The following is a 24,470-nucleotide window of genomic DNA, read 5'->3' as shown; positions in this document are numbered from 1 at the left end:
AAGGCAGGCAAAACGTATGACAATCGATCGAACGGTCTGGCAAGGCCGCGTGGATACCGGTGAAGCCGGCCACACTCTGCGTTTGCATCAGGTGCTGCGCGACTACGACGCGTCGCAGGTCGCGGGTGGCGCCGTTGTGCTGGGGTTTTGCAGTGACGAAGGCGTGCGCCGGAATCACGGACGTTTGGGCGCCGTCGCCGGCCCGGACATGCTGCGTCGCGCGCTGGCGAGCTTGCCCGTGCAGGGCTCGCCCGCGGTGTTCGACGGCGGCAATGTTGTGTGTGCCGACGGCCGGCTCGAAGCGGCGCAGGCTGCACTCGGCCATCGCGTGGCCGAGGTGCTGGCGGCGGGCGCCCGTCCGGTCGTGCTGGGCGGCGGACACGAGATCGCCTACGGCACATTCCTTGGCGTGGCCGAGCATTTCGGCGACCGCCTGCGCGACGAGCCGATGCTGATCCTCAACTTCGACGCCCACTTCGATTTGCGTGCCCAGCCGAGCGCCAGTTCGGGGACCCCTTTCTGGCAAATCTCGCAGTGGCTCGCGGGCCGTCAGGCGCCTTTCCGCTACGCGTGTCTTGGCGTGAGCCGTTACAGCAATACCGACGCGCTGTTCGAGCGGGCGGCGGCGTTGCAGGTGGACTATTGGCTCGACGAGGCCATGTTGGCGCATCGACTGCCGGAGATGTGCGAACGACTCGACGCAATGCTCGCCGAGGTGAGCCACGTGTACCTGACCATCGACATGGACGTGTTGCCGGGCGAGAAGGCGCCGGGGGTGTCGGCGCCGGCGGCCCATGGCGTGGCGCTCGAAGTGGTCGAGGCGCTCATCGGTGTCGTGCGTCGTTCGGACAAGCTGCGCGTGGCGGATATCGCCGAGTACAACCCGACGTACGATCGCGACGGTCTCACGGCCCGCGTCGGTGCGCGGCTGCTGCATCCGCTCATCACGCAATTCCGTGGCTAGCCGGTCCATCATGCGCGGACGCGACGTGCGGGCCGCATAGGGTTATTTGCGCCGTTCACCGGACTTCTGCGCGACAATAGGGCGGGCGATCGAACCATGGATCGCCCGCCCTATTGGTTTGGTGCGCCGCGGCAAAATCATAGTCGACAAGCGAGGTCATGATGACAGAGCAGACGAACTCCCTGAGCAATACCCATATGGAAGTTGCCACGCTGGCCGGTGGTTGTTTCTGGTGCCTCGAGGCCTGCTACCAGCAGCTCGATGGCGTCAAGTCCGTAGTCTCGGGCTACGAGGGCGGTCATGTCGACAACCCGACCTACGAGCAGGTCTGCGAGGGCGAAACCGGTCACGCGGAAGTGGTGCGGCTGACGTACGACCCCGGCGTCGTCACGTTCGAGGAACTGCTGATCGTGTTCTTCCAGATCCACGATCCGACGACCGTCAATCGCCAGGGCAACGACATCGGCACGCAGTATCGCTCCGCCATCTTCTATCAGGACGAGGCACAGAAAACGGCGGCAGAACATCTCATCGCCGAGTTGATGGCCGAGATGACCTATGCGCATCCGATCGTCACGCAAGTGGTGCCCGCGCAGACGTTCTGGCCCGCCGAAGCGTATCACCAGAATTACTTCCGCCAGCATCCCGATCAGGGCTACTGCGCGTATGTCGTGGCGCCGAAGCTCAAGAAATTCCGCGAGAAGTTTGCGCGACGCCTTAAGTCGGCCGCATAACCACGCCAACCCTCAACCGCCGCCCCGTTCCTCACGTATCGACTGGCGTGGGGAGACTCGGGACGGCGGCGAGGTAGGGCCGCCCTAACGTCAAAGAATCACGCACCCGCCGTTTTGCATCAGGTCGAGCGGATCGTAACGGGTGTTGCGGTCCTCGACTGAGCGAGGCGAGCGGCTCGGATCGGTTTGTTTTTGGCATCGGGCCAACTGCGAGGTGAAATCGCACAGGGTCGTGTCATCCTGGATCGCCAGTGCATATCCACCGGGCGGCAACGTGGTGTATCCGCGCATCCCCGCTGCGCGGTAATGGAAGGCGAGAATCGCCGAGTGATCTTCCCGGATACGCGCGGCGTAAGGATTGCCTTCATGGAGAAACGCCAGCTCACTCTCGCCGGCGAACAGAAATGCCGCCTCTTGCTCGATGTCAGGTTCTGGGAACGTGAATCGGCCGATATCGATGCTGTGGGCCCCAACATCGAAGGTCAATGCGTTCAGCGTGCCGGGCAGATAAGCCGGATCGTCTCGCAGTAGTGAAGGCAACCCCAATTCGCTGATTCGCGCATCGACCGAGACCTCGGCGCCGTCGGGGTGAAGCGTCAGCAAGTCGCCGAGCGTCTTGCGAAGTTCTGCATTGTTGGGGTGCCGAGGTGTCCCGCAAGCGCTAAGCGGGGTGATGAGTTCTGCGAGCACATCATCGAAGTAGTCGTTGACTGGCATGGTTCGGCACGTGAAAGCGGCACCATGGAAGTGAGCGTTGGATCGCTTCGCAGCTTGCAACGCCGGTTGCCACGCGTGAGACTGATTCTCGATCTTTTCGATATCGATGGCGATTTCGTGGCGATTCGCGCGAGCGTCAAACGCATACGATATCGGGTTGGATTGCGCGTAAGGAATTGCCAAGGCGAGGAACGGCATGGTCCATGCTCCCTGAAGTAGGTCACGCGGGGAAGGGGGGCGCTGAGAAAATTCGACGTGCGTGCGACGGGAATCGTCGCCGAAAGGCCTGTGTCAACCTACGACGCGCGCGGACGCACCACCGGCCGCTGCAAACAGGATCAGGCATGGCTCTGCGACTTGCGCCGCGTGTCCCTGGGCAGCGGCGAGGCTGTCGAAGAAGAACGCTTCGGCCGCACTCTGCACCTGTTGCGTCACGATTTCGAAGCGATGGTGATCGAAGCGGATGTCGAGATACGTAAGACTCGTGTGAAACCAGACCACGTAGCCGGCAAATGGCAGTGCCGACGGTAACGCCGGAACGATTCGCGCCGAATGCTGCTCGCTGTCTGACGCCGTGGCGGTCTGCGCTTCCAGCCAGCGTCGATAATCCTCGCGCACAGGTCGGTTATTCATGGTCGTATCTCCTGAGAAGTGACGACGACGCACCCTGAAGTGTCGAGCGATGGTGCAGCCGTTGATAAGGCACGGTTTTCGCAAATGGCCCGGACCTTGCAGGATGTGCGTCGCGCTGTCGAAACGCGCGGCGTTCGGCGACGCGGCAACGTCCTATGGGCGCCGACGTGCTTGCCGGGGCCCGACGCAATCTAAGGCTGGCGATCGGATTCGATCGATGTCCCGCCAACGAATCGATCATGCCCGCTGCGCTGGCTGACGGGCTAAAGGAGCGTCCGAAAGGGGTATCGGACAACGCCTGGTTCTGGCGGTACGGGTGAGACGACGGGCACCGAGGCGACCGTCGTGGTGGTGAATGTGCCTCGGTCTGCCGTTGAATTTTTCTTCGGCGATGGCCGCCGTCGTGGGTTCTGCACGGTCGGATCGCCGCCTGCCGGGGCGTCGCGGGCGATCGAGCCCGGAAACCCGCGCCGCGCCTAACCGTTCATATGTTCATTAATTTTCACGTAAAATGGCGGCTCCCCTCCATGTAGTCTTCAGGTAGCCCGCCGTGCGCCCCCTGCCTTTTCGCGATGCGTTGATGGCCATGATTGGCATTGCGCTCGTCAACATGCTGGTCGCTCTCGACCAGACCGTCGTCAGTACTGCGCTGCCGTCCATCGTCGCCGAACTCAAGGGTTTTGAGTATTACGCCTGGATCGCGAGCATTTACCTGCTGGCCTCCGTCGTGACCGTGCCGGTGTTCGGAAGACTTGGCGATTACTTCGGTCGTCGCCGGTTCGTGATTGCCTCGGTGGTGACCTTTACCGTCGCCTCGGTGCTTTGCGGTCTGGCCCCCAACATGCCGTTCCTCGTTTTCGCGCGCGGATTGCAGGGGATCGGTGGCGGCATGATGGTCGGCACCGCTTTCGCCTCCGTGCCCGACCTGTTCCCGGACGCTCGCTCGCGCGTGCGCTGGCAGGTCGTGATCACCACGGCCTATGGCATTGGCACGGCGGCGGGGCCATCGCTGGGGGGCCTGCTCTCAGAGCATTTCGGCTGGCGCTCCACATTTTTCGTGAACCTGCCGGTCGGTCTGGCGGCGCTGTATTTCGTCTGGCGATACCTGCCCAAGTTTCCGTCGGCACATCAAGGCGACGTGCGCGTCGACTGGCGTGGCGCACTGTGGATCGCCGTCGTACTCGGCGGCTTCCAGGTGTTCATCGAGAACTTGCCGGCCCATGGCGCATCGCTCGGGAATGGGCTGTTGATTGCCGGGGTCGCGATCGGCTTCTGGGTATTGCTGCGCACGGAACGGCGCGCCACCCATCCCATCGTGCCGCTCGACATGTTCCGTCACCCGCAGCTCGTGGTGCTCTTCACATTGTCGGTGCTGATCGGCTTCGTGATGTACTCGCTGATTTTCTTCGCGCCATTGCTGTTGCAGGGCGGCTTCGGTCTGAGCCCGCAGGCGGCCGGCTTGATCGCGACACCGCTCGCCGCGTGCATCGCGCTGGGCAGCTTCATCAATACCCCGATCGTGGTGCGCCTGTCGCGTCCGACAAACATGCTGATCCTTGGGTTCTGTCTGCTGGCCGTCGCCTCGGCCGGCGTGGGGCTGTCCCATCGCGTGACGTCGCATGGCATGATCGCCCTGATGATGGGCTGCGCGGGCATTGGCATCGGCTTCATCCTGAACAACATGAACGTGTTCGGGCAGGAAATTGCCGGGCGCGAACGTTTTGGCATCACCACCGCGCTGTTGCAGTCGACGCGCATGGTCGGCGGCATGCTGGGCACGACGATCGTGGGCACGCTGGTCAATCACTGGTATGCCAACGGGGTGGCCGGTGTGGTGTCGGGTTACGACGGTACGCCGGCGGCCCATGCCGTCGGGCGCGCGCTCGACCCGCGCATCCTGATCGATCCGACGTTGCGTGCCGACCTGTTGACCGATCTACGGGCCATGGGAATCGACGGCATGCCGCTGGTCGAAACCGCTCGCCAGACGCTCGTGAACGCCGTCCACGCCGGTGTGCTGCTTACCGGGATCGCGGCGATTACCGCGGCCGTGCTGGTGCGTCGTATCCGGCAAATTCAGTTTCCCAAGCGACACGATCGCTCGGCCGTGGCCGCACCCGAATAAGCCGAAAACCGCCCGGCGTTGTCCGAACGGGCTATGCCTGGCGTCTGAAAGCCGAAGCGCGGGGTGAGAGAACCCCCGTCAAAATGCCGGGGCGGTCCCGACCTCGTTTACAATGCGCGGTGTTTGCCGGGTGAGCCGGCATCTCCGATTTTTGTGAACGAGGTTTCCATGATCATCAAGCCACGCGTGCGCGGCTTCATCTGCGTCACCACCCATCCTGTCGGCTGCGAAGCCAACGTCAAGCAACAGATCGCGTATGTGAAGGCGCAGGGTGCGATTGCGAACGGCCCGAAGAAGGTGCTCGTGATCGGCGCGTCGACCGGCTACGGCCTGGCTGCGCGCATTACCGCCGCCTTCGGCAGCGACGCCGCAACGCTGGGCGTGTTCTTCGAGCGCGCCGGCAGCGAGACCAAGCCGGGAACGCCGGGTTGGTACAACACGGCAGCCTTCGACAAGTTCGCCACCGAGAAGGGGCTATACGCGAAGAGCATCAACGGCGACGCCTTCTCCAGGGAAATCAAGGCCAAGACCATCGAGACGATCAAGCAGGATCTTGGTCAGGTCGATCTGGTCGTCTACAGCCTGGCTTCGCCGCGCCGCACGCATCCGGAAACGGGGCAGGTGTTCAGCTCGGTGCTCAAGCCGGTGGGCAAGTCGGTGACGTTGCGCGGTATCGATACCGACAAGGAAGTCGTCAAGGCGTCGGTGTTCGAGCCGGCCACGCAGGAAGAGATCGACAACACGGTGGCCGTCATGGGCGGCGAAGACTGGCAGATGTGGATCGACGCGCTCGCCGACGCGGGCGTGCTCGCCCCGGGCGCCAAGACCACGGCGTTCACGTATCTCGGCGAGAAGCTCACGCACGACATCTACTGGAATGGGTCGATTGGTGCGGCCAAGAAGGATCTCGACGAGAAGGTGCTGGGCCTTCGCGCCAAACTCGCGGCCAGCGGCGGTGACGCGCGCGTGGCCGTGCTCAAGGCGCTGGTCACGCAAGCCAGCTCGGCCATCCCGATGATGCCGCTCTACCTCTCGCTGCTGTTCAAGGTGATGAAGGCCAAGGGCACGCATGAGGGTTGCATCGAGCAGATCTACGGCCTGTACAAGGACAGCCTGTATGGTGCGACGCCAAAGCTCGACGACGAAGGCCGTGTGCGCACCGATCAGAAGGAGCTCTCGCCCGACGTGCAAGCCGAGGTCGCGGCCCTGTGGGACAAGGTGACCGACGAGAACCTGTATGACCTCACGGACTTCGCCGGCTACAAGCACGAATTCCTGCGCTTGTTTGGATTCGAGATCGACGGTGTGGATTACGAGGCCGACGTGAATCCAGACGTGCCGATTCCGCATCTCGTAGCGTAACGCGTCAGGGCGTCCCAGGCTTTTTAAAGACTGCCGGGGACGTTCGGTAACAGCGCAGCGCAATAACGATGGCTCGAGTTCGGCGTAGACGCCGGCTCGGGCCATCGTCGCTTCCGGGGGCGAGGGAGGCGCTTGCCGCCCACGTGCCGCATGCCGAGCGTGGCTTGGTCGTGTCCTGGCGCTGAGCGTTGCGTTGCGGTGACGCCGCGTCGTCGTGTCGTCCCTTCGTGTCGTCCCCGTCGTCCCGTCGTCCCGTTGCCCCGTTGCTGCGTCGGGCCGGGCGGCGTCACTCCGTGCTGGCGAGCGACGCTGCGGCGGACAACTCGACGACGCGCTCGGCCAACGCGCGGCACGACAGGGGCGAAGAGCCTTCGGCCTTGTTGTTGACGATCACGTAGACGGGATGGCCGGCGAGGGCGTAATGGGTGGCCAGCGCGGCCAGCACATCGCGCGTTGCCGGGTCGGGATCGACGATCTTGTCGAACGGCGCATATTTGGCCTTGGCTTGCTCGTAGCGATGGCCGCTGTTCAGATTCCAGCGCACCACCAGCGGTCCCGCGCCCGCTTCGTCGAGCATGGCCAACGCTGCGGCCTGACGCTCCACATGCGGCATCCGCGCGTGCAGGCCGATGCAATAACGCACCCCCAGTTGCCCCAGCGCTCGCATGAGACGCGGCGTGAGCAACGCGCCGTCGCGAATTTCCAGTGCATAACATGGCCCTGGGTCGGCGATGCCGACGGACGTAGTGTCACTCCGCGGCAATGGCGGCAGCGCCCCGAAGAACGCTTCGATGCGTTGAACCAACGCGGGAATGTCACGCAGTAATTCCGACGGCAATGGCGAGACTTGAAACACGAGTACGCCGGCCTTCGGCCCGAGCCCGGTCAGACACGGCGTCACGAACTGTTCGGCGGCGATTCTCGCGTCGAGAAAGCAGGGATTCGCGCTCAGGCCTTCGCCTTTTTCTCCACGAACGAGTGCATCGGTCACGACGCTCGGTGCCTTGACCAGGAACCGGAAGTCCTCCGGCACCTGCTGCGCGTACGTCTGATATTCGACAATCGACATTGGCTTGTAGAACGAACGGTCGATCCCGACGCAACGCAGCACCGGATGGCTCGCGTAAGCCGTCAGTCCTTGGCGGGAGAGCTTGGCGTCGCTGTAGTCGTCGTCCCAGACAATGCCTTTCCAGCCGGGGAACGACCACGACGAGGTGCCCAGACGGATCGAGCCGGGCAACCGTTCGCCCAAGGACTGCATGGCAGCGGGAATGTCGGCCGCGCCGACACCGCTGCGGCGCTTTGTGCCCGCGCGAGGGACTTGGCTTTTCGGCGTTGCGGGGTTGCCATCGACCTGCCTGGCATGTCCGCCTGTCGCGGGATCGTCAGGCGTCGTGCCAAACAGATCGAACTGGCTCATCGGTTCTCGTACATGTAACGGCGCGACCAGGGCAGGCGTGTGGCGGACTGACCCGCCTTGCGGCAGACGATCTGATAGAGCGAGACGTGATCGTGCTCGAACGCGTACGCGCAGCCCGCCAGGTACACGCGCCAGACGCGGAAGCGCTCTTCGCCCGCCAGTTCGCGCAGACGCGGGGCGTGCGCTTCAAAGCGCTCGGACCAGAGCGAGAGGGTGCGTGCGTAGTGACGGCGCAAGCTTTCCACATCACTCGCTTCGAGTCCCCCGCGCTGCATCGATTCGAGCGCGAGGCTGATGTGCGGCAACTCGCCATTCGGGAACACGTACTTGTCGATGAAATCGCCGCCGCCCATCGCCGTCTCGCCGCTATCCGGATCGGTCGACGTGATGCCATGGTTCATGGCGACGCCGTCGTCCTTGAGCAGCGACGCCATCTGGGCGAAGTAGTCTTTCAGGTGCTTGCGTCCAACGTGCTCGAACATCCCCACGCTCGTGATGCGATCGAACTGACCCTCCACGTCGCGGTAATCCTGGATGCGGATCTCGATCCGATCCGTCAGACCGAGTTTCCTGACCCGTTCGGTGGCCAGATCGAACTGATTCTGCGACAGCGTGATGCCGACACACTTCGCCCCGAACTTCTGCGCGGCGCGAATCACAAGGGCGCCCCAGCCGCAGCCGATATCGAGCAGTGTCTGCCCGGGCTGCAAGGCGATCTTGGTGAGAATGTGATCGATCTTCTTCTCTTGCGCCGTGTCGAGGTCTTCGTCACCGTTCTCGAAGTAGGCACACGAATAGACCATGTTCTTGTCCAGCCAGAGCTGGTAGAACTCGTTCGACACGTCGTAGTGGAACTCGATCGAGCGCTTGTCGGACTTCTTGCTGTGCGTGTAGTGGCGCACCGCGCGTTCCAGCGGGCCGAGCGTGGTGAGGCTGCTGCCGGCGAGCGCGTAACTCATGTCGATGACGTCGACGAGCTTGCCCTCGACGTCGATCTCGCCCTTCACATAGGCCTCGCCAAGATTGTCCAGGCTGGGACTCAACAGACGCGTCACGGCCGCGGGGCCATTGATGCGCAGCGTTACGCTCGGATTATCGAACGCGCCGAAATCGTAGTGCTGTCCATTCCAGAGCGCGAGGCGGATCGGCAGGTTGGAGGATGTCTTGACGCCGCTGACCCAGTTTTCGAGTTTTTTCTCCCACAACATGGATATGCTCCAAGTGTCACCAAAAAAACTTCATTCCGTAGCGCACGGCACAGTGACGTCTCCTCGTCAAACGGGCAGGCAGGCGCACCGCGTCGGCGTCGCCGACATCATGATTACGGGGACAGGCGCGCGACGCGCCAGGATCCGTCGGCAAGCTGGAAATATTTGATGCGATCGTGCAGGCGCGACTCGCGGCCCTGCCAGAATTCGAAGGTCTCCGGCAGGAGCCGGTAGCCCCCCCAATGGGGCGGTCGCGGCGGGGCGTCGCCGAACTGGCGCCGGAATTCCGCCTCGCGTTGCTCGATGATGCTGCGATCCGCCACTTCGGCGCTCTGTACCGAGGCCCACGCCCCGAGACGAGAGCCCACCGGGCGCGAATGATAATACGCGTCGCTCTGCGCTTCGCTCACCTTCTCGACACGACCCTCGATGCGCACCTGGCGCTCGAGTTCGATCCAGTGGAACAGCAGGCAGCCGTAAGGCGTGGCCTCCAGTTCGCGGCCTTTGCGCGACTCGTAATTCGTGAAGAACGTGAATCCGTTTTCGTCCGCGCCCTTGATGAGTACGATGCGGGCGTCGGGCCGACCGTCAGGCGTGACGGTGGCGAGCGTCATGGCATTGGGCTCGGGCAGTTGAGCCGCGAGCGCTTGCTCGAACCAGCGTCGGAATTGATCGAACGGGCTGGGCGCGACATCGGTCTCGGAAAGTGAGCCGAGGGCGTAATTTTTGCGCAGGTCCGCGAGAGAAAGCGTCTGGGTCACGACGATCGGTGTCGGTCTGTTGCGGGTGGGGTTGCGACACAGTATAGCGAAGAGTCGGCGAACGTGCGCAAGAGACGATTTGCCGCATTGCCGGTGCATCGATTCGCCGAATACACCGTGGGACGGGCGATTCGCGTCATGTGCTTGATATTTAAGGAGTGAACTAATGGACGGTACTGTTGGCGCCATCCGCGACGTTGCGTGGCGCGGCAGCGACAATTCCCTCACGCTGGCATGGGCATTGCTTTGGCCGAGCGAAGGGGCGGCGTGAGCGACATCGGGGTCAGGGCGTTTCGCGGCCCGGCCCGAACGTTGGGGCCGTGGCCGACGCGCGCGGTTCGCGCTGGCCGCCGGCCGGATTGCCGTTCGCACCGGACACCGGTTTGACCGCCGACGGATGGCGGCTGGGGGGACGCTTCAGGCTGGCGAGCAGTTCGCCGCAAGGGCTGTCCTTGCCCGGGCCGAGTTCGAGCAGCGGCACGAGGGCCGTGTACGGCGCGAGCACACCCAGCGCGATCGCCCCCCCGGCGCGGGCGATCAGCGTGGGGACATTCACGCCGACGTCCGGATGCTTGAATGTGCCCCGCACATAGAGCGGCGAGCGCAAGGACAGGAGGCCGAAGTGCTTCGGCTCGGGCCGGATGGTCAGATTGAAGTGCTCGCGCTTGAGATCGACCTGTCCTGTAACGCCAATGCTCGTGTCGTCGGTGTCGACGACGAACGTACGCGCGTCCATGACACCGTCGCGCACGGCAAAGTCGGCGGCCGCGCATCGCATCTCGATCTGCTTGTCGCCGAAGAGTTTGGTGACGACGATATTACCGACGTTGAGCCCCAGATACTCCAGCAGCAGCTTGCTCATCGAGCCGCGGTCGATCAGTGTCTTGATCTCGCCATTCGACGAGCCGGCCAGCGCGGCAATCGAGTTGCCGGTCGCCGTGAGCGCGGCGTCGCCGTTGACCTCGCCGACGCTCGTCTTCATCAGATTGACGTCCGGCAGCAACTGCTTCATCTGCAGGTGGCGGAGCGAGACCTGCGAATCGACCTTCATCGGCGTGGTCTGCCCGTCGAGCACGAGGGTCGAGGTGATGCGTCCGCCCGCAACGCCGAATTCCAGTGGGCGGAGCGAGAGTACGCCGTCGTCGAGCACGAGATGGGTGACGAGGTTGTCGATCGGCAGGCGTTTGTCCTTGATGATCTTGCGGCCGGTGAACTGCACGTCGGCGTCGATGGCGCGCCAGCGATCGGTCTTGAACGGGTCGACCGGCAGCACCTTGTCGGAAGGCGGCGCTTTCGGCTTGCCCGTCAGATCGCCGCCGCCGGAAGGGTTCTGTGCGCCGACGAGCGGGCCGAGATCGACCAGCCGCAGCTGATTCGACACGACCGCGCCCTGCAGGATATTGCGCGGCTGCCGTTGACGAAAGACCAGGGTGCCGGACAGATCGCTCTGCCCGACCTTGCCCTGGAAGCGTTCATAACGCCACACGCCCGCCGTATGCAGCAGATGACCGTTGGTCTCGTAGGCCGGGGTTTGCGGCAGCAGCACGCCGGTAATCGGATACAGGTCGGCCATCGTCGGCCCGGACAGGCGCAGATGCATGTCGAGCGCGGAGAGCGTGGCCGGATTCGTGAATGTGCCTTTGGCGGCGATCTGCGTGCGTCCGATGCGCACGTCGGCATCGAGCGGGTAGGGATCGCCGCTATCTTCGAGCGAGAGCACGTCGCCCGCGCGGGCGTGGCCGGTGACGGCGACCTTGCGGAAGGTGCCTTTGAGCGAGATGCCGATGCCGTACGGTGCCTGGCCGTCGATGGTGGCGATGTTCGCGCTCAGATCGAGCTGCTGCGGCACGAGATTGGCGTGTATCTCACCGTCTTCGAGAATCAGGCGGCCGATGCGCAGTGTCCACGGCGACGGTTTGCCGTCGCCCTTCGTGAAGGTCCAGTTGTTTTGGCCGTCGGCCCGCTGCTCGATGAGCACCTTCGGCGCGGACAAGGCGACTTCGGGCAGGACCACGCGCTTGTCGAGCAGCGGCAGCCATTCAAGTGAGAACGTGAGCCGGCCCAGCGTGATCATGTTCGGCGTCTGGCTCCACGCAACATTGCCTAACACGATATCATTCGCGATCAGGCGAGGCCGCGGCAGCCAGCGCCCCAGCCCCGGGGCATTGGCGTTCGGGGCCAGCCAGTGCAGCGAGAGGTCGCCCCGGATGTCGAACGGACGACCGGTCGCGGTGCTCACCTCCCGGTTGATGAAGGGCCGGGCGTAGTTCCAGTCAAACCACGTGATGAACGCCGCGAATGCCAGCACGATGGCGACCATCGTGATCGCCAGCCATTTCAAGGACGTTACCCATCGCATCATGAACAGTACCCCGTCGATTATTGTTGCTCCGGTGCTCACCACGCCACCGGAGGAAGATTTTGACGCCAGCCGCCGTTTCGGCGGCGTCGCGCGTTTGTACGGTGACGACGGTCTCGCGCGCCTGCGTGACGCGCACGTGGCCGTCATCGGCATTGGCGGCGTTGGCTCGTGGGTGGCCGAGGCACTCGCGCGCAGCGCCGTGGGCCGGCTCACGCTCGTCGATCTCGATAACGTCGCCGAAAGCAATGCCAATCGTCAGGTGCATGCCCTCGACGGCAACTTCGGCAAGCCGAAGGTCACTGCGATGGCCGAGCGAATCCTGGCCATCAATCCTGCCTGCCAACTCACGCTGGTCGAGGACTTCGTTGCCCTGGACAACCTCGACGCCATGCTGGGCGGCGGCTTTGACTGGGTCGTCGACGCCATCGACAGCGTCCGCGTGAAGACGGCACTCATCGCGTGGTGCGTGGCGCATGCGCAGCGGCTGATCACCGTTGGTGGGGCCGGCGGTCAGATCGATCCGACACGCATCCGTATCGACGATCTCACCCGCACGATCCAGGATCCACTGTTGGCCAAAGTGCGCGCGCAATTACGCAAGCAACATGGTTTTGTCCGTGGGCCGAAAGCCAAGTTCAACGTACCCGCCGTGTACTCGGATGAGCCGTTGCAGTACCCGGAAGCGGCGTGCGCCCCCGCTGAAGCGGCGAATGCCGTGGCGGGCCCGCAGGGCCTGAACTGCGCCGGTTTCGGCTCGAGCGTGTGTGTCACGGCCACCTTCGGCATGGCGGCTGCCGCTTACGTTTTGAAGCGAATCACCACGCGTGCCGCCTGAAAGCTTCGCTGACGTGCTCCTGTTGTACCAAGGTGTGCACGTCACGTCTGTAACCAAAAGTTACGAATCGAGGCCGATCTCTCGATCGAGAGGACGATGTTTCGCCGTCTGAAATGACAATGGCCGGGATTGCTCCCGGCCATTGTCAACGCGGTGCCCACGTTTCTGAATGTCGTTACGGACGACGAGACAACCCGATGACGTGAATCGTTAGCGCAGTTCGCGGCGCAGCACTTTGCCGACCGGCGTCTTGGGCAGTTCCGTGCGGAACTCGATCAAGTGCGGCACCTTGTAGTTCGTCAGGTGTTCGCGGCAGAAGTCGACGATGGCCTTCTCCGTCAGGTCCTGCGCCTTCTTGACGATCACGGCCTTCACCGCTTCGCCGGTACGCTCGCTCGGCACGCCGACGACTGCCGATTCGAGCACGCCCGGGCACATGGCCAACACGCTCTCCACCTCGTTCGGGTACACATTGAAGCCCGACACGATGATCATGTCCTTCTTGCGATCGGTGATGCGCACGTACCCTTGTTCGTCCATCGTGCCGATGTCGCCCGTGCGCAGCCAGCCGTCGGGCGTGACGGTCTTGGCGGTCTCGTCCGGTCGGTTCCAGTAGCCCTTCATGACTTGCGGGCCGCGCACACAGATTTCCCCTTCCTGTCCGAAGCCGAGCGCTTCGTTGGCATCGTTGCGGATACTCACCTCCGTCGACGAGATCGGCAGGCCGATGGAGCCGTTGAACTCGCTGCCGAGTGGGTTGATGCACACGGCGGGCGATGTCTCGGTCAGACCGTACGCTTCGATCAGCGCATGGCCCGTGACCTTCTGCCAGCGCTCGGCCACCGCCCGTTGCACGGCGGCGCCGCCGCCGAGTGCGCATTTGAGTGCGCTGAAGTCGAGTTGGTCGAAGCCCGGGGTATTGAGCAGTCCGTTGAAGAGCGTGTTGACGCCGGTCATGAACGTGAACCGCCACTTCCCCAATTCCTTGACGAAGCCGGGCATGTCGCGCGGATTGGTGATCAGCAGGTTCAGTGCGCCCAGTTGGAGGAACACCAAGCAGTTCGCCGTCAGGCAGAAGATGTGATAGAGCGGCAGGGCGGTGACGATGATTTCCTTGCCTTCCTCGAGTCCCTCGCCGATCCAGGCGCGCGCCTGCAACATGTTGGCGATCATGTTGCGATGCGTGAGCATGGCGCCCTTGGCGACGCCGGTGGTGCCGCCCGTGTATTGCAGGAACGCGATGTCGTCGTGACCCAGTGGCACTTCCTGATGCGTGGCGCGCGCGCCGTTCGCCAGCGCGGTGCGGAACGGCACCGCGTGCGGGATGTGCCACTCGGGCACCATCTTCTTCACGTGGCGCACCACGTAGTTCACGATCCAGCGCTTCGGCGCGGGCACGAGGTCGCCGATGGCCGTCGTGATCACGTGCTTGACCGGCGTGTTGGGCAACGCCTTTTGCAGCGTGGCGGCGAAGTTCTCGATCACGACGATGGCGCCGCAGCCGGCATCCTGGAGTTGATGCTCAAGTTCACCCGCGGTGTAGAGCGGATTGACGTTGACGACGACCATTCCGGCACGCAGGATGCCGAAGACGGCGACCGGGTATTGCAGCAGGTTCGGCGACATGATCGCCACGCGCGAGCCGCGCTCGAGTCCGGGCAGGCTTTGCAGATACGCGGCGAAGTGGCGCGATTGGCGCTCGAGGTCGGCGAATGTCATCGTCACCCCGAGATTGGTGAACGACGGACGATTCGCAAACTTCCGGCAGCTCTGCAGGAACAGATCGTTCAGCGAACGATACGTGTTGACGTCGATCTCGGCCGGCACGCCGGGCGGATAGCTCTTGAGCCAGACTTTTTCCATGAGCGCCTCCTTGAATATGGTTTTTATCGCATCGTCGTCGCCGGGGGAAGAGCGTAGGCGCGCGGTGCGTGGTTTCGTCGCATTTTTCTTTTGGCCGCGCGAGAGAGGGAGCCGAACCGATTGTCTTGCCGATCCGGTCTCGCGCGTGCGGCAAACGCGTCCTTCGACGCGCTGCAAAAAGTCGTAGCATACCGTGCAGTCACGCGCAGGCGCACATGGAAAGCCCTGATTCGGCGCGGGTTTGCGTGGAGTAATTGCTCTAGCTGCAAAGACTTGCCAGTGCGGATGATTCCGCGCTAATCCCGCATGGAATACGCGATACGGTAGGGAAATCGGAGTTATGACAAAAGAATTGCAAAAATCACTTGCGTGGTAGGCGGGTTTCTTACATAATTCTGTTCTCACGACGCGGCTGTAGCTCAGTTGGATAGAGTACTTGGCTACGAACCAAGGGGTCGTGGGTTCGAATCCTGCCAGCCGCGCCACTTATTTCGAGGGTCTCCTCACGGGGAGACCCTCCGTTTTTCGGGAGAGTCCTTCCCAGTGACGCGCCGCATGTCATGTACATTCGGCCCGCGTCGATGAGAAGGCGAACCGACAGCAGTAGCATCGTCTGATCGGGTCTCGCGTGCAGTAAATGCGGCTGTAGCTCAGTTGGATAGAGTACTTGGCTACGAACCAAGGGGTCGTGGGTTCGAATCCTGCCAGCCGCACCAACTCAGTTGGTAAAAACGCTCCAGACGCGAAAGCTTCTGGAGCGTTTTTTCATTGGCACCGCCGAAAGGCACGGTGCCATGTGATGCCCGCTGCGCCAGCGCCGCCGGGCCCGCCGACGCTCAGAGGCGTGCGTCATGCTCCCCGACGCAAGTCGACTCCCATTGCCCGTCGCGTCACCCCGCGTCGCATTATCCCGCGTCGCATTACCCGGCCCAGCATTACCCGGCGCAGCATTCCGCCGCAGCCGGTTGCGGCGCTTTGCTTCATTTCACGTCGCGTCGTGCCTCACTCCATGGTGGGCCCTACCTGCCATCCCAGACCCAGCGCCTTCTGTAGCGTCACGAACGACTTGAGCAGTTGCGCATCGCCTGCGACCCGGTCCTGCTCGGCGGAAAAGCGCGTGCGTTCGGCATCGAGCCAATTGAGCGTGCTCGCGGTGCCGGCGCGATAACGTTGACGCGTGAGCGTTGCGGCCCGCGTGGCCGAGGCCTCCACACTGCGCAGACGGTATACGTTTTCGCGCTGATGCCCGTAACGTGCCAGTGCCACATCGGCGTCGCGCAACGCGCTGAGCACTGCGCTTTCATACTTCGCCTGCGCCTGATCGCGACCGGCCTTCGCGCCGTCGACGCTCGCCTGCACGCGTCCAAAATCGAGCACATTCCATTGCAGGCGCGGCAGCGTCATCCAACTGAAGTTGTCTTTGCGTACCAGATGGCCCGGATCCAGCGCCGAATATCCAAGTTCGCCCATGATCGAGAGTTTCGGAAACCAGTTGGCCGTCTGCACGCCGATCTGGGCGTTCTGCGACGCCAGGCGACGTTCTGCCGCACGGATATCCGGACGTGCCTGCAACAACGCGGACGGATCGCCGATGGCGACCGTCTTCGGCACGCTCGGCAAGGCCCTGGGGACCGACAGCTCGGTGTCCAACGTACCCGGCGCGCGGCCGGTGAGCAGCGCCAACTGATCGAGCGATTCGATGACGTCCGCTTCGAGCGGCAGCACGCGCGATTGCGTCTGTTCCACCTGCGTGATGAGCCGTTCGACGTCGAGTTCCGACGCGACACCTCCCGCGCGACGCTGGCGGGTGAGATCGAGCATCTCACCTTCAAGTTGTGCCGAGTCGCGCACCAGCGCCAGCCGTGCCTGCTGATCGCGCAAGGCGACGTAGGCCTGTGCGACTTCGGCGGCGAGTTGTACGTGGGCGTCCGCGAGATCCTCCGACGCCGCATCGGCATCGGCGCTGGCGGCCTCGACAGCGCGTCGCGTGCCGCCGAACAGATCGATCTCCCAACTCGCGTCGAACCCGGCGATATACAAGTCGAGCGGGCCGCGGCCACTGCCGCTGCCGCTATTGCCGCCAAGCAGGCTCAGATCGGGTGAGCGCGTGCGCAGCGTCGCGAGATCGACACTCGCCTTGGGCAGCAGGTCGGCCCGGTGATTGCGCAGGCTCGCGCGAGACTGGCGCACCTTCGCCTGTGCCGCGCGGATATCCGGGCTATGGGCGATGGCGTCGTCGATCAGCGCCGTGAGTTGCGCATCGCCAAGCGTCGTCCACCACCGGGCGACCCCCGGCGTATGCGCTGCGATGCCGTCTCCGGCATGCGCATACGTGGCGCCTGTGCGCAGGGCATTGGCCGCCACCTCGGGCGCGCCACGATAATCGGGGCCAACCGTGCAGCCGGTGACGAGAAGGGCGGCCGCAAGGGCCATCGTTCGGAAATGCAGCGTCATGATCGTTCAATGTCCGCCCGAATTGAAGCCGGTCGGTTGCTTGAGCAGCAGGGCCAGCGGCACGCAAAGCAGCAGCGCGATCCCCAGTGCATAGAAAGTTTCGGAAAAGGTCATCACGCTCGCCTGCTGCGCGATCTCGGCGGCCAGCTGTGCGGTGGCCTGCAATTGCGCATGCACGCTATCCCCCGTCTGCGCGAAGAAGCTCGCCGCGTTGGCGGCAAGATGCGCCTGGCCCAGCGAACTGTTAGCGGTGATCGTCTCGCGCAGCATGGCGTCGTGATAGGCGGTGCGACGGTCGATCAGCGTACCGAGCAACGCGAGTCCGACGGACCCACCCAAGTTGCGGGCCATGTTGTACAGACCGGCGGCGTCTCCCGCGTCCTGCGCTTCGACGGCCGCCATCGACGCCTGGTTGAGCGGCATCATCGCGAGCATCTGTCCCACGCCGCGCAGCAATTGAGACATCGTGAAGTCATGCCCCACGCTTTGTGCGGTCAGATCGATGTCGAGCATGCAACTGGCGAAGAAGCACAGCAGCCCGAGAATCACGAGCAGACGAATGTCCACGCGGCTGATCAGGCGCGGCAGGAACGGCATCATCAGAAAGGCAGGCAGCCCCGAGAGCAGCATGATGTTGCCCGACTGCTGCGCGTTGTAGCCCGCGATCGTCGCGAGGAACTGCGGCAGCAGATACGACACGCCATAGAGTCCCGCGCCCACCGTGAACACGATGTAGATCACGCTCGCGTAGTTCCTGTTACCCAGCAGGGAGAGCTTGACGATCGGTTTCTCCGCCGTGAACTGCGCCACCAGCATCATGGCGATGCCCACGGCCGATACGATCGAGAGCCAGACGATCAGCGGCGAGTCGAACCAGCGTTCGCGCTGTCCTTCCTCCAGCACGACGGTCAGCGTACTCAGGCCGATGGTCAAGCCCACGATGCCCAGCCAGTCTGCCTTGAAGAACGCCTGCAGATGGGTCGGTTCGCGCTTCAGGCCGAGCATGAGCAACGTGACGATAGTCGCCGAGATCGGCAGGTTCAGGAAGAAGCACCAGCGCCAGTTGGCATTCTCGGTGAGCCAGCCGCCGACCACCGGGCCGAGCAGGGGACCGAGCAGTACGATCAGGCCGAACATTGCCATGCCCACGGGCATTTGGTGGCGGGGCAGGCGCGTGCGAATGATCATTTGCGCCGTCGGAATCATGGCGCCGCCTGCAAAGCCCTGCCCGATGCGGCCGACAATCATCTCGGCCAGACTGCTCGATGCGCCGCACATCATCGAGAAGAGCGTGAAGAAGACGGCGTTGAGCATCAGGAAGCGCCGTAGACCGAGCACGCGCGTAAGCCATGCGGCGAGCGGAATCATGACGATTTCCGACATCAGGTAGCCGGTCGAGATCCAGGTGCCCTCGGTGCCCGACGCACCGATCTGCCCCTGTATTTGCGGCAGGGCGGAGTTGGTGATCGAGATGTCGAGCGTGGCCAGCAGGGCGCCCAGTGCGCCGGCCGCCACGGCGATCCAGTCCGACGCCGACGCGTTGCGCGGCGTGGCGGCGTTCGCGGCGCCACCGCCCGGGTTTCCCCCGCGTCCGCCAGGGCCCCCATGCCTGCCGCTGCCGGCCGCCACGGCACTACGCGCCTGGTCGCGCGTCAGCGCGACGGGTAAGGGCGACGAAGACGACGCGAACGGCGAAGGCGTGGCGATCGGCGATGTGTCCATCGCGTCACGCTCAGCCACGTTGCGCCCCAACGTTTGCCGATGACGGTGCGGCATCGGCGTTCGACGGCGCGCTGGTGATGGGGCCGACGAGGGCGTTCAGTGGCGCGCTGAGCGCGAGCTGTACCGCGGGGTCGCCCGCCCGATCCGCCTGATCGGCCCGACTCGCCTGCTTGGCGGGGGCGGCCGTATCGCGGCGATGCGTGTCGACGTCCGCTGTCACCGACAGGCCCGGCAGCAGCACCGTGCGCAGCGATGCCGGCACGTCGAGCCGGATGCGCACCGGCACGCGCTGCACGATCTTCGTGAAGTTCCCGGTCGCATTTTGCGCGGGCAGCAAGGCGAACTGTGCGCCCGTGCCCGGCGAGAGCGAATCGACCACACCGTGAATCGGCTGATTCGGCAGGGCGTCGACGTGAACCGTCACCGGCTGGCCGGGCCGCATATGACCCACCTGCGTTTCCTTGAAGTTCGCCGTCAGATACACGTTCTGCACCGGCACGACGGTGAGCAACCGGGTGCCCGGCTGGGCGAACTGGCCGACGCGCACGGCGCGATCGCCGACGCGTCCGGCCAGTGTGCTCTTGACCACGGTGTCGGCGAGATCGAGTTCCGCCTTGCGCGCACTGGCCCGCGCGACCGTCAATTGGGCCTTGGCTTGCGCCAGCGCGGCGTCGAGCGTGTCGGTCTGACGCTCGCTCGCCTGAACGCTGGCCTGGTGGCTCTTGAGCGTGGCGTCAGCGCGGGTGCTGGCATTGCGCAGCTCGGCAAGACGCTCGTCGGTTTCCGCGCCGGTGGCCACGAGCGGCGCATAGCGTTTGACTTGACCCGCCGTGTAGCGCGCGTCCGCTCGCGCACCGTCGAGTTCGGCGCGCGCTTGCGCGATCGTCGCGGTCTGCTGGGCGCGTTCGGCCTCGGCGCGCGCGACATCGGCTTCGCGCGCCTGCACGGTCGCCTGTGCCTCGTCGAAGGCGGCCTGGTATTGACGCGCGTCGAGCCGCACGAGCGGTTGACCAACGCTCACCGTTTCGTTGTCACGCACTAACACTTCCGTTACGTAGCCGCCCACTTTCGGCGCGACAGTCATGCTGTCGGCTTGCAGGTAGGCATCGTCGGTCGACTCGATGAAGCGCCCAACGAGCCACCAGTGCGCGCCCCAGCCAAGACCCGCGACGACGCCCACTGCCAGCGCACCAAGCAGAATCGTTTTGCGACGACGGTTGGCCGGCGTCTCCGGCCGGCCCGGCGTCTGCGTGGTCTCGGCGGCTTCCACGGTCCTGGCGGTCGGGGTGTCGGCGGGGCGTGCGATCGGCGGCGTCGAGGTTGTCGGTTTGACCGGTGCTGCGGTTGACATGAGGGGTCCTTCAAATTATTCCGTTTGGCAAAATTATTCCAGTTGATCGATTTGTGTCAAGTGTTATATTTTTGACGAAAGTTTTGGCAAGCAAGGACAGACATGACAGGAACTTCACGCGCCGGGCGGGCACCGCGCACGCCTGTGCGAACGCGGCATGCGGTCGACACGGGGTATCAACGGGGTGAGGAAACGCGCGCGCGCATCATCCTGGCGGCGATCAAGTGCTTTGGCGAGTTCGGTTTTGCGGGGGCCTCCACGCGAGACATCGCGCACGAGGCCGGTGTGAACGCACCGGCGCTGCAGTATTACTTCGACAACAAGGAGGGGGTGTACACGGCGTGCGTCGAGTACATCGTGAGTCTTGTCATGGGGCAGATGGGCGAAGCGATCGAGGCGGCCGAGCGCGTGGTGGCCGAACCGGAGGCGACCGACAAGCAGCTTATCGACGCATTCTGCGAGCTGCAGAACCGCAAGGCGGGGTTCATGGAGGAAGTGCCGGAGATCGAGGGTTGGCACATGTTCATGGCCCGTGAGCAGGCAGGGCTTGGACCCGAGGCGGGGTTCAAGGTATTCCACGAGCGCTTTTCGAGCCGGCTCGCCGCGGTAGGGGCGAACATTGTGACGCGGCTCGCGGGCGTGGCGCCCGACGATGAGGCAATGCGGGTTCGGGCCGTGTGCATCAGCACGCTGGGCATGGCGTTTCGGGTGATGCGCCGCTCCGTCGACAGTTCGATGGGGTGGGCGAGCGAGCCGAATCCCGAACGCAACCGAATGGTACGCGAGGCGGTGCTCGAACAGACTCGGTACCTGCTGCAACGCATCGTCAAGCAACGCAAGTCGGGCGGGTAGGCACGTCGCAACACGTTGGCAGCACGACAGCGGCACGACAGCGGCAATCTCGGAAAACGGCGTTCACGGCCCGGATAGCACGCCGTGCCCGAGCTTGGCCGGGCGTTACGATTTCAACGCAAAAAATGGAATTTGCTGGCCATTTGTGGCGGACAACTGGCGGCGATTCGAAGGATCTGCCAGAATCCGGGGGAACTTGATGGATTCTGCCAATGAACCTTGACCTTGCCGATCTTCGTATCCTGCGCCATCTCGAACTCAACGGGCGCATCTCCAACCAGGAGTTGGCGGATGCCGTCGGGCTGTCGCCATCGGCCTGCCTTCGCCGGGTGAAGTTGCTCGAGGATCGCGGGGTGATTTCCGGATACCGCTGCATCGTGGACGCACAGCATATCGGCCTCGAGTTCGAAGCTCTGGTCCAAATTTCGCTGCGTCCCGATGTCGATCAATGGCACGAGAAATTTCTCGCTTGCGTCCAGAATTGGCCTGAGGTGGTGACCGCACGCATCGTCACTGGCTCGGCCAATTACATCTTGACCGTCAGGGCCCGGAATCTCGCGCATTACTCGGATTTCATCGTGAACGAGTTGTACCGTGCGCCGGCGGTCATGGCGATCCAATCGAACATCGTGCTCAAGACAATCAAGCAAACCCAGTCGCTCGTCGATCTGGTGAAGCAGAAATAGAAATATCGACGATATTCACCCGTTCCCGAAAGACGGTCGGGACTTCCCGGAAGAAGAGACGCAGCATGGCAGTGATTACCACCATTGAGGACTTGCGGGTGCTCGCGCAGCGGCGCGTGCCGCGCATGTTTTACGAGTATGTCGATTCCGGCTCATGGACCGAGTCGACGTATCGGGCGAATGCGGCGGACTTTGGCGGGATCGGGTTTCGCCAGCGTGTCGCGGTCAACATCGAGCATCGCAGCACGCGCACGACGATGTTGGGCGAGCCGGTCGCCATGCCGGTGGCGTTGGCGCCGACCGGCATGACCGGCATGCTGCATGCGGACGGCGAGATTCTCGCGGCGCGCGCGGCCGAGGCGTTCGGCGTGCCGTTCACACTCTCGACCGTGTCGATCTGTTCCCTTGAGGATGTCGCCGCGCATACCAAGGCGCCGTTCTGGTTCCAGTTGTATGTGATGCGCGATCGCGACTTCATCGAGCGGCTGATCGATCGCGCCAAGGCGGCGGGGTGCTCGGCGCTGATGGTGACGATGGATCTGCAAATCAGCGGTCAGCGTCATCGCGACATCAAGAACGGCCTGTCGGCGCCGCCCAAGCTCACGCTGCCCAACATTGCCAACATGATGACCAAGCCGCGCTGGTGCCTGGGCATGCTGGGCACGCGCCGTCGCACGTTCGGCAACATCGTGGGGCATGCCAAGGGCGTTGACGACATCGGCTCGCTCGCCGCGTGGTCGGCGGCGCAGTTCGACCCTCGCCTTTCATGGGACGACGTGGCGTGGATCAAGAAGCGTTGGGGCGGCAAGCTCGTGCTCAAGGGCGTGCTCGATCCGGACGATGCGCGCGCGGCGCGCGACACGGGGGCCGATGCGATCGTGGTGAGCAATCACGGCGGGCGTCAGCTCGACGGTGCGATCTCGACGATCCGGGCGCTGCCCGACATTGTCGCGGCGGTGGGACGCGACACGGAGGTGTGGCTCGACGGCGGCGTGCGTTCCGGGCAGGACGTGATCAAGGCGATGGCGCTGGGCGCGAAGGGGACATTGATCGGGCGACCGTTCCTGTACGGGCTGGGGGCAATGGGCGAGGCGGGCGTGCGTCGTGCGCTGGCGGTCATTGCCAAGGAGATGGACGTGACGATGGCGCTGACCGGTCGCACGAGCGTCGACCGTCTCGACACGTCGATGCTCATCCCCGGAAGCTATCCGACGGGCATTGGACCGTACCTTGCGGAGCTCGGCAGGCGGTGAGCCGTCTGTCGCGCGAGTGAGAGAAGCCGCAGCCATTGTGCTGCGGCTTTTTTATTGGCGTAGGGGCTTTCCGATATTCGGCCTGCCGGCTTTCGCCGGACCGCGGGCGCGGCGATGATGCAAGGCGTGAGTCAGTCGGCCGTGAAGTGGCGTTACAGGAATTTGCAACAAATTTGTTGTGGTCTCTGTGCGGCGTATACGACAGATTTGTTGTAGCATTCGATTCCATCACGGGTGAAGTATGAAGTACAGCGAATTCCGAAGGTGGCTTCGGCGAGAGGGCGCGACATTCGAGCAGCACCGTGCCGGATCCAGTCACTTTCGAGTCACGCTCAATGGGCGCTCGACGGTATTCCCGGATCATGGTGCCAAGGAGATGGGACGCGCACTGGTGGAAGCCATCAAGAAGCAGCTCGATCTGAAATAGCGTGAGCTGATCCCCGTGGGTGCAACGAATTGCGAGGCGAACGATGTTGACCTATCCCATTACGCTCAAGCGCGACACGAACGACACGTTGCTGGTCACGTTCCCGGACGTGCCGGAAGCGATTACCGTCGGCGAGAACGAGGCGCACGCGCGTGAGCAAGCGCTTGAAGCGCTTGAGGCGGCGCTGGAGTTTTACTTTGCTCAGAAGCGGCCGATCCCGTGGCCGTCCCGTGCGAAGCGCGGGCAGGCCACGATCACGTTGCCCATCATGGCGTCGATCAAGGTGCTGCTGGCGAACGAGATGATCGCGCAGAACGTACGAAAGGCCGAGTTGGCCCGGCGTATGCACGTCAATCAGGTGCAGGTCGATCGTTTATTGAAGCTTGGCTATGCCTCTCGCCTCGACGCGGTGGAGAGCGCCTTTGCCGTGTTGGGCAAGCGGCTGGAAGTTCGCGCGGTATAGCGCCGTCGGGGCGGCCGCGCCAAGCTGTCATGCCCAACGACAACGCCCCGCAATCGCGGGGCGTTGTCGTTCAGGCAGACGCGGGTCGATCAGTGATGATGATGTTTGCGATGGCCGTGGCGCTTGCCACGGTAGCCGTAGCCATCGTTGTCGTACGAACTGGAGCGCGACATGTTGCCGCCGAGCGCGGCGCCGGCGCCGCCGCCGACGGCCGCACCGATCAGGCCGCCCGAGCGTCCGCCCATCGCATTGCCAGCGGCCGTGCCGGCACCACCGCC

The 24,470-nt window shown here is 63.9% G+C and carries 20 protein-coding genes, 2 tRNA genes and 1 pseudogene; 12 read left to right on the top strand and 11 right to left on the bottom strand.

Annotated elements, in window-relative coordinates:
• Nucleotides 1–16: 16 nt before the first annotated feature.
• Both hutG and msrA read left to right on the top strand, forming a co-directional pair.
• Nucleotides 17–964 carry a formimidoylglutamase gene (gene hutG / locus PCE31107_RS20320; RefSeq protein ID WP_150610464.1) on the top strand — a complete coding sequence of 316 codons (948 nt, stop codon included), beginning with the start codon at nucleotides 17–19 and terminating at the stop codon, nucleotides 962–964.
• Nucleotides 965–1,122: 158 nt separating this feature from the next.
• Nucleotides 1,123–1,698: a peptide-methionine (S)-S-oxide reductase MsrA gene (gene msrA, locus PCE31107_RS20315; protein WP_246181909.1), complete on the top strand. Its 576-nt coding sequence runs from the start codon at nucleotides 1,123–1,125 to the stop codon at nucleotides 1,696–1,698.
• A 90-nt stretch (nucleotides 1,699–1,788) separates the two neighbouring features.
• Here the strand turns inward: msrA and PCE31107_RS20310 are convergent, their stop codons facing one another.
• Both PCE31107_RS20310 and PCE31107_RS20305 read right to left on the bottom strand, forming a co-directional pair.
• Nucleotides 1,789–2,415: a hypothetical protein gene (locus PCE31107_RS20310; RefSeq protein WP_150610463.1), complete on the bottom strand. Its 627-nt coding sequence runs from the start codon at nucleotides 2,413–2,415 to the stop codon at nucleotides 1,789–1,791.
• Nucleotides 2,416–2,706: 291 nt separating this feature from the next.
• Complete coding sequence (locus PCE31107_RS20305) at nucleotides 2,707–3,048, bottom strand: hypothetical protein (RefSeq protein WP_150610462.1); 342 nt, start codon at nucleotides 3,046–3,048, stop codon at nucleotides 2,707–2,709.
• A 586-nt stretch (nucleotides 3,049–3,634) separates the two neighbouring features.
• Here PCE31107_RS20305 and PCE31107_RS20300 point away from each other — a divergent pair.
• Together PCE31107_RS20300 and fabV are read left to right on the top strand one after the other, a co-directional pair.
• The gene (locus PCE31107_RS20300; protein ID WP_130027907.1) at nucleotides 3,635–5,173 is read left to right on the top strand and encodes an MFS transporter; all 1,539 of its coding nucleotides are present in this window, start codon (nucleotides 3,635–3,637) and stop codon (nucleotides 5,171–5,173) included.
• Between the two features lie 168 nt (nucleotides 5,174–5,341).
• A complete protein-coding gene (fabV, locus tag PCE31107_RS20295) occupies nucleotides 5,342–6,535 on the top strand; it encodes an enoyl-ACP reductase FabV (RefSeq protein ID WP_130026641.1) in 1,194 nt (397 codons plus the stop codon).
• A gap of 286 nt (nucleotides 6,536–6,821) precedes the next feature.
• Here the strand turns inward: fabV and PCE31107_RS20290 are convergent, their stop codons facing one another.
• The 4 genes from PCE31107_RS20290 to PCE31107_RS20275 form a co-directional block, all read right to left on the bottom strand.
• Nucleotides 6,822–7,955 (bottom strand): DUF72 domain-containing protein, encoded by a 1,134-nt coding sequence (locus PCE31107_RS20290; RefSeq protein WP_130026640.1) that lies wholly within the window; start codon nucleotides 7,953–7,955, stop codon nucleotides 6,822–6,824.
• Nucleotides 7,952–9,163, bottom strand: a complete 1,212-nt coding sequence (locus tag PCE31107_RS20285; protein ID WP_130026639.1) for an SAM-dependent methyltransferase — start codon at nucleotides 9,161–9,163, stop codon at nucleotides 7,952–7,954. Before PCE31107_RS20285 ends, PCE31107_RS20290 begins: the two co-directional genes overlap by 4 nt.
• A 113-nt stretch (nucleotides 9,164–9,276) precedes the next feature.
• Nucleotides 9,277–9,924 carry a pyridoxamine 5'-phosphate oxidase gene (pdxH, locus tag PCE31107_RS20280; RefSeq protein ID WP_130026638.1) on the bottom strand — a complete coding sequence of 216 codons (648 nt, stop codon included), beginning with the start codon at nucleotides 9,922–9,924 and terminating at the stop codon, nucleotides 9,277–9,279.
• 283 nt (nucleotides 9,925–10,207) lie between these two features.
• Nucleotides 10,208–12,244: an AsmA family protein gene (locus PCE31107_RS20275; protein WP_240756021.1), complete on the bottom strand. Its 2,037-nt coding sequence runs from the start codon at nucleotides 12,242–12,244 to the stop codon at nucleotides 10,208–10,210.
• A gap of 40 nt (nucleotides 12,245–12,284) precedes the next feature.
• On the opposite strand from PCE31107_RS20275, the gene tcdA reads away from it, so the two are divergent.
• Nucleotides 12,285–13,121, top strand: a complete 837-nt coding sequence (tcdA, locus tag PCE31107_RS20270; RefSeq protein ID WP_150610461.1) for a tRNA cyclic N6-threonylcarbamoyladenosine(37) synthase TcdA — start codon at nucleotides 12,285–12,287, stop codon at nucleotides 13,119–13,121.
• Between the two features lie 210 nt (nucleotides 13,122–13,331).
• Here tcdA and PCE31107_RS20265 read toward each other — a convergent pair whose 3' ends face one another.
• Nucleotides 13,332–14,984 carry an AMP-binding protein gene (locus tag PCE31107_RS20265; protein WP_130026636.1) on the bottom strand — a complete coding sequence of 551 codons (1,653 nt, stop codon included), beginning with the start codon at nucleotides 14,982–14,984 and terminating at the stop codon, nucleotides 13,332–13,334.
• A 408-nt stretch (nucleotides 14,985–15,392) separates the two neighbouring features.
• Here PCE31107_RS20265 and PCE31107_RS20260 point away from each other — a divergent pair.
• A tRNA-Arg gene (locus PCE31107_RS20260) sits at nucleotides 15,393–15,469 on the top strand.
• A 154-nt stretch (nucleotides 15,470–15,623) separates the two neighbouring features.
• A tRNA-Arg gene (locus PCE31107_RS20255) sits at nucleotides 15,624–15,700 on the top strand.
• Nucleotides 15,701–15,986: 286 nt separating this feature from the next.
• Here the strand turns inward: PCE31107_RS20255 and PCE31107_RS20250 are convergent.
• Genes PCE31107_RS20250 through PCE31107_RS20240 form a run of 3 tightly spaced genes read right to left on the bottom strand, consistent with a single transcriptional unit; the run spans nucleotide 15,987 to nucleotide 20,511 of the window.
• Complete coding sequence (locus tag PCE31107_RS20250; RefSeq protein ID WP_150610460.1) at nucleotides 15,987–17,438, bottom strand: efflux transporter outer membrane subunit; 1,452 nt, start codon at nucleotides 17,436–17,438, stop codon at nucleotides 15,987–15,989.
• Between the two features lie 6 nt (nucleotides 17,439–17,444).
• The gene (locus PCE31107_RS20245; RefSeq protein WP_246181908.1) at nucleotides 17,445–19,214 is read right to left on the bottom strand and encodes a DHA2 family efflux MFS transporter permease subunit; all 1,770 of its coding nucleotides are present in this window, start codon (nucleotides 19,212–19,214) and stop codon (nucleotides 17,445–17,447) included.
• Nucleotides 19,171–20,511 (bottom strand): HlyD family secretion protein, encoded by a 1,341-nt coding sequence (locus PCE31107_RS20240; protein ID WP_150610459.1) that lies wholly within the window; start codon nucleotides 20,509–20,511, stop codon nucleotides 19,171–19,173. The genes PCE31107_RS20245 and PCE31107_RS20240 overlap by 44 nt, the downstream gene beginning before the upstream one ends.
• 102 nt (nucleotides 20,512–20,613) lie before the next feature.
• Here PCE31107_RS20240 and PCE31107_RS20235 point away from each other — a divergent pair, with 102 nt between their 5' ends.
• The 5 genes from PCE31107_RS20235 to PCE31107_RS20215 all read left to right on the top strand — a co-directional run bounded on the left by PCE31107_RS20235 (nucleotide 20,614) and on the right by PCE31107_RS20215 (nucleotide 24,192).
• A complete protein-coding gene (locus tag PCE31107_RS20235; RefSeq protein ID WP_130026634.1) occupies nucleotides 20,614–21,363 on the top strand; it encodes a CerR family C-terminal domain-containing protein in 750 nt (249 codons plus the stop codon).
• A 212-nt stretch (nucleotides 21,364–21,575) separates the two neighbouring features.
• The gene (locus PCE31107_RS20230) at nucleotides 21,576–22,049 is read left to right on the top strand and encodes an Lrp/AsnC family transcriptional regulator (protein ID WP_017235024.1); all 474 of its coding nucleotides are present in this window, start codon (nucleotides 21,576–21,578) and stop codon (nucleotides 22,047–22,049) included.
• A 65-nt stretch (nucleotides 22,050–22,114) separates the two neighbouring features.
• Complete coding sequence (locus PCE31107_RS20225; RefSeq protein WP_150610458.1) at nucleotides 22,115–23,302, top strand: alpha-hydroxy acid oxidase; 1,188 nt, start codon at nucleotides 22,115–22,117, stop codon at nucleotides 23,300–23,302.
• A 241-nt stretch (nucleotides 23,303–23,543) separates the two neighbouring features.
• The gene (locus PCE31107_RS20220) at nucleotides 23,544–23,729 is read left to right on the top strand and encodes a type II toxin-antitoxin system HicA family toxin (RefSeq protein WP_150610457.1); all 186 of its coding nucleotides are present in this window, start codon (nucleotides 23,544–23,546) and stop codon (nucleotides 23,727–23,729) included.
• Between the two features lie 43 nt (nucleotides 23,730–23,772).
• On the top strand, nucleotides 23,773–24,192 hold the full coding sequence (locus PCE31107_RS20215) for a type II toxin-antitoxin system HicB family antitoxin (RefSeq protein WP_130026631.1): 420 nt from the start codon (nucleotides 23,773–23,775) through the stop codon (nucleotides 24,190–24,192).
• 89 nt (nucleotides 24,193–24,281) lie between these two features.
• On the opposite strand, the pseudogene PCE31107_RS20210 reads toward PCE31107_RS20215, so the two are convergent.
• Nucleotides 24,282–24,470 (bottom strand): annotated as a pseudogene (locus PCE31107_RS20210) (hypothetical protein); the annotation flags it as partial.

Source organism: Pandoraea cepalis (assembly GCF_902459625.1).
GTDB classification, from domain to species: Bacteria; Pseudomonadota; Gammaproteobacteria; order Burkholderiales; family Burkholderiaceae; genus Pandoraea; species Pandoraea cepalis.
This window is presented reverse-complemented; position numbering and strand designations above follow the sequence as displayed.

What these genes read in the sequence shown, in the direction of transcription:
- PCE31107_RS20235 (WP_130026634.1), top strand. Translation starts at nt 20,614, where the DNA reads ATGACAGGAACTTCACGCGCCGGGCGGGCACCGCGCACGCCTGTGCGA.
- hutG (WP_150610464.1), top strand. Translation starts at nt 17, where the DNA reads ATGACAATCGATCGAACGGTCTGGCAAGGCCGCGTGGATACCGGTGAA.
- PCE31107_RS20305 (WP_150610462.1), bottom strand. Translation starts at nt 3,048, where the DNA reads ATGAATAACCGACCTGTGCGCGAGGATTATCGACGCTGGCTGGAAGCG.
- PCE31107_RS20275 (WP_240756021.1), bottom strand. Translation starts at nt 12,244, where the DNA reads ATGGTCGCCATCGTGCTGGCATTCGCGGCGTTCATCACGTGGTTTGAC.
- PCE31107_RS20285 (WP_130026639.1), bottom strand. Translation starts at nt 9,163, where the DNA reads ATGTTGTGGGAGAAAAAACTCGAAAACTGGGTCAGCGGCGTCAAGACA.
- PCE31107_RS20310 (WP_150610463.1), bottom strand. Translation starts at nt 2,415, where the DNA reads ATGCCAGTCAACGACTACTTCGATGATGTGCTCGCAGAACTCATCACC.
- PCE31107_RS20215 (WP_130026631.1), top strand. Translation starts at nt 23,773, where the DNA reads ATGTTGACCTATCCCATTACGCTCAAGCGCGACACGAACGACACGTTG.
- PCE31107_RS20300 (WP_130027907.1), top strand. Translation starts at nt 3,635, where the DNA reads ATGATTGGCATTGCGCTCGTCAACATGCTGGTCGCTCTCGACCAGACC.
- PCE31107_RS20220 (WP_150610457.1), top strand. Translation starts at nt 23,544, where the DNA reads ATGAAGTACAGCGAATTCCGAAGGTGGCTTCGGCGAGAGGGCGCGACA.
- PCE31107_RS20245 (WP_246181908.1), bottom strand. Translation starts at nt 19,214, where the DNA reads ATGCCGCACCGTCATCGGCAAACGTTGGGGCGCAACGTGGCTGAGCGT.
- msrA (WP_246181909.1), top strand. Translation starts at nt 1,123, where the DNA reads ATGATGACAGAGCAGACGAACTCCCTGAGCAATACCCATATGGAAGTT.
- PCE31107_RS20265 (WP_130026636.1), bottom strand. Translation starts at nt 14,984, where the DNA reads ATGGAAAAAGTCTGGCTCAAGAGCTATCCGCCCGGCGTGCCGGCCGAG.
- PCE31107_RS20225 (WP_150610458.1), top strand. Translation starts at nt 22,115, where the DNA reads ATGGCAGTGATTACCACCATTGAGGACTTGCGGGTGCTCGCGCAGCGG.
- tcdA (WP_150610461.1), top strand. Translation starts at nt 12,285, where the DNA reads ATGAACAGTACCCCGTCGATTATTGTTGCTCCGGTGCTCACCACGCCA.
- PCE31107_RS20240 (WP_150610459.1), bottom strand. Translation starts at nt 20,511, where the DNA reads ATGTCAACCGCAGCACCGGTCAAACCGACAACCTCGACGCCGCCGATC.
- PCE31107_RS20290 (WP_130026640.1), bottom strand. Translation starts at nt 7,955, where the DNA reads ATGAGCCAGTTCGATCTGTTTGGCACGACGCCTGACGATCCCGCGACA.
- PCE31107_RS20230 (WP_017235024.1), top strand. Translation starts at nt 21,576, where the DNA reads ATGAACCTTGACCTTGCCGATCTTCGTATCCTGCGCCATCTCGAACTC.
- fabV (WP_130026641.1), top strand. Translation starts at nt 5,342, where the DNA reads ATGATCATCAAGCCACGCGTGCGCGGCTTCATCTGCGTCACCACCCAT.
- PCE31107_RS20250 (WP_150610460.1), bottom strand. Translation starts at nt 17,438, where the DNA reads ATGACGCTGCATTTCCGAACGATGGCCCTTGCGGCCGCCCTTCTCGTC.